General features: G+C 62.6%; 3 protein-coding genes. 2 read left to right on the top strand and 1 reads right to left on the bottom strand.

Annotated elements, in window-relative coordinates; translation table 11 throughout:
• On the bottom strand, nucleotides 1-461 hold a 461-nt coding region (locus tag EOA86_RS32040), incomplete at its 3' end, for a DNA-3-methyladenine glycosylase I (protein WP_164892200.1).
• A 211-nt stretch (nucleotides 462-672) separates the two neighbouring features.
• Here EOA86_RS32040 and EOA86_RS32035 point away from each other — a divergent pair.
• Nucleotides 673-1419 (top strand): L,D-transpeptidase, encoded by a 747-nt coding sequence (locus EOA86_RS32035; protein WP_128345268.1) that lies wholly within the window; start codon nucleotides 673-675, stop codon nucleotides 1417-1419.
• Nucleotides 1420-1689: 270 nt separating this feature from the next.
• On the top strand, nucleotides 1690-2126 hold a 437-nt coding region (locus EOA86_RS32030; protein WP_164892199.1), incomplete at its 3' end, for a bifunctional 5,10-methylenetetrahydrofolate dehydrogenase/5,10-methenyltetrahydrofolate cyclohydrolase.

Raw genomic sequence — 2126 nt, 5'->3', positions numbered from 1 at the left:
GTGGTCGGGTTGGCGCGCAGATGGGCGAGATCGACGATTTCGGGCCGTTCGTCCGGGCCGGGTTCGAACTTCCAGAACCAGGCCGCCAGCGAGCCGGCCTCGTCGGCCAATTCACGCGCGCGCTTGGCGTTGTTGATGGTCGAGACGATCTTGCCGCGGTGGCGGACGATTCCGGCATTGCCGAGCAGGCGCTCGACATCCTCGTCGGTAAAGGCGGCGATCTTGTCGATATCGAAGCCGGCGAACGCCTCGCGGAAATTGTCGCGCTTGCGCAATATCGTCAGCCAGGACAGGCCCGACTGAAAGCCTTCGAGGCAGATCTTTTCGAACAGCCTGCGGTCGTCGGTGACCGGCCGGCCCCATTCATGATCGTGGTAGTGCAAATAATCCGGCAGATTGCCGTGCCAGAAGCAGCGCGCGATACCATCGGGTCCGGCAAGCAGGCCTGTCTTCTCATCCATGGCGGAATTCCATTCGTTAATGCGCGTCTGCGCTGCCTTTACCGCGGCTTTACCAGATTCCTGAACCGGCCGGTAACCACACCGAAAGCTTTACTGACAATGGAGCATTTTACGCATTCCGATTCATGTTTCGGTTGCTGCTTCGCGCCCAATGTCCGCGAACCGGGGACGCTTTTGCGCCCGGCGTGTTCGACGATCAAGGTGCGTTCCGATGAAGACATTCTTGTTCCCGCTGCTCGGCGCCGCAGCCGTGCTGGCCACTGCCGCTACATCCTCCAGCGCCAATGACCGTTATGCCGACAGGCCGCCGGTGATGGTGAGCCCCGACCTTTCAGCGCCCTGGGTGCTGCAGCTTGGCCGCGCGCCGGGCATCGTCCGCCAGAACCGGCAAGAGATGCAAAAGCCGCAGCGCCGTTCTCAACGGCAGGCGCAACCGGCTCAGCTGCACACGGCGGCGATGCAGGCGCCGTCCAAGAAGCGCATTATCGCGCGCCCGCAGATCAACCCGATCTACCTGCCGCAGGAAGTCGCCTATGACGGTCCGGAGAAGCCGGGCACGATCGTCATCGATACGGGGGAGAATTTCCTCTATCTGGTCGAGAACAACGGCAAGGCGCGGCGCTATGGCGTCGGCACCGGCAAGCCGGGCTTCGAATGGGCCGGCAAGCACAGGATCTCGCAGAAGAAGGTCTGGCCCGAATGGCGGCCGCCGGCTGTGATGATTTCGCGTGAGGCCGCCAAAGGCCGTTATCTGCCGACCTATGTCGCCGGCGGCGTCGAGAACCCGCTCGGCGCGCGCGCGCTTTATCTCGGCTCGACGCTCTACCGCATTCACGGCACCAACCAGCCCTGGACGATCGGCGGCGCCGTGTCGTCGGGCTGCATCCGCATGCGCAACGAGGACGTCGTCGACCTCTATGAACGGGTCAATGTTGGCACGACGGTTGTGGTGATGTAATCTGCAGTTGATCTTATAGCCGATTCTGTCCAGAAGACTCTGGATCATCGGATACGGGGGACGGGCCGTGTGGGGATGCGGCCAGTCACGAAAGGGCAGTGCGGCAAGCCGCGCTGCCCTTTCTGTTTCTGCTGACATCCGGTTGGCGGGCACATCTTCGCAGGTTCGCCGGTACGTCGCGCGACAGGCATAGCAGTTCGCTTTCGTGCTGCCATTTTCCAAAGAGTCTTGCTATCTCGGCAGCAACACTTTCAGACAGAAGGTCCATCCATGTCCCTGTCCGATGACAACCGCTATCTCAGGGGCGGCCCGGTCGCCCAGCGCATCATCGCTGCCGTGCGCGAGGATGCGGCGACTGCCACCGCCGAGGGTTTTCCGCCCAAACTGATATCGATCACCGTCGGCGACACAGCTGCAGTCGATGTCTACGTGCGCAACCAGCGCGCCAAGGCGGCATTGGCAGGTATCGGCTTCGAGGAAAGGCGGTTTGCCGCCGACATCACCGCCGGCGAACTCGAAGCGGCGATCCACGGCCTGAATGCCGATCCGCGCGTCACCGGTATCATCATCCAGCGGCCGGTGCCGGCGCATATCCCGATCAAGATCCTTCAGGCGGCGGTGCATCCGCTCAAGGATGTCGAGGGCATGCATCCGGCTTCGATCGGCAACATCGTGTACAACCAGCTAGATCTCGCGCCGTGCACGGC

This window comes from Mesorhizobium sp. M5C.F.Ca.IN.020.32.2.1 (assembly GCF_004023105.1).
GTDB classification, from domain to species: Bacteria; Pseudomonadota; Alphaproteobacteria; order Rhizobiales; family Rhizobiaceae; genus Mesorhizobium; species Mesorhizobium wenxiniae.
Note: the sequence above shows the minus strand (reverse complement) of the source record. Positions and strands in the feature narration are given on the sequence as shown.

What these genes read in the sequence shown, in the direction of transcription:
- EOA86_RS32035 (WP_128345268.1), top strand. Translation starts at nt 673, where the DNA reads ATGAAGACATTCTTGTTCCCGCTGCTCGGCGCCGCAGCCGTGCTGGCC.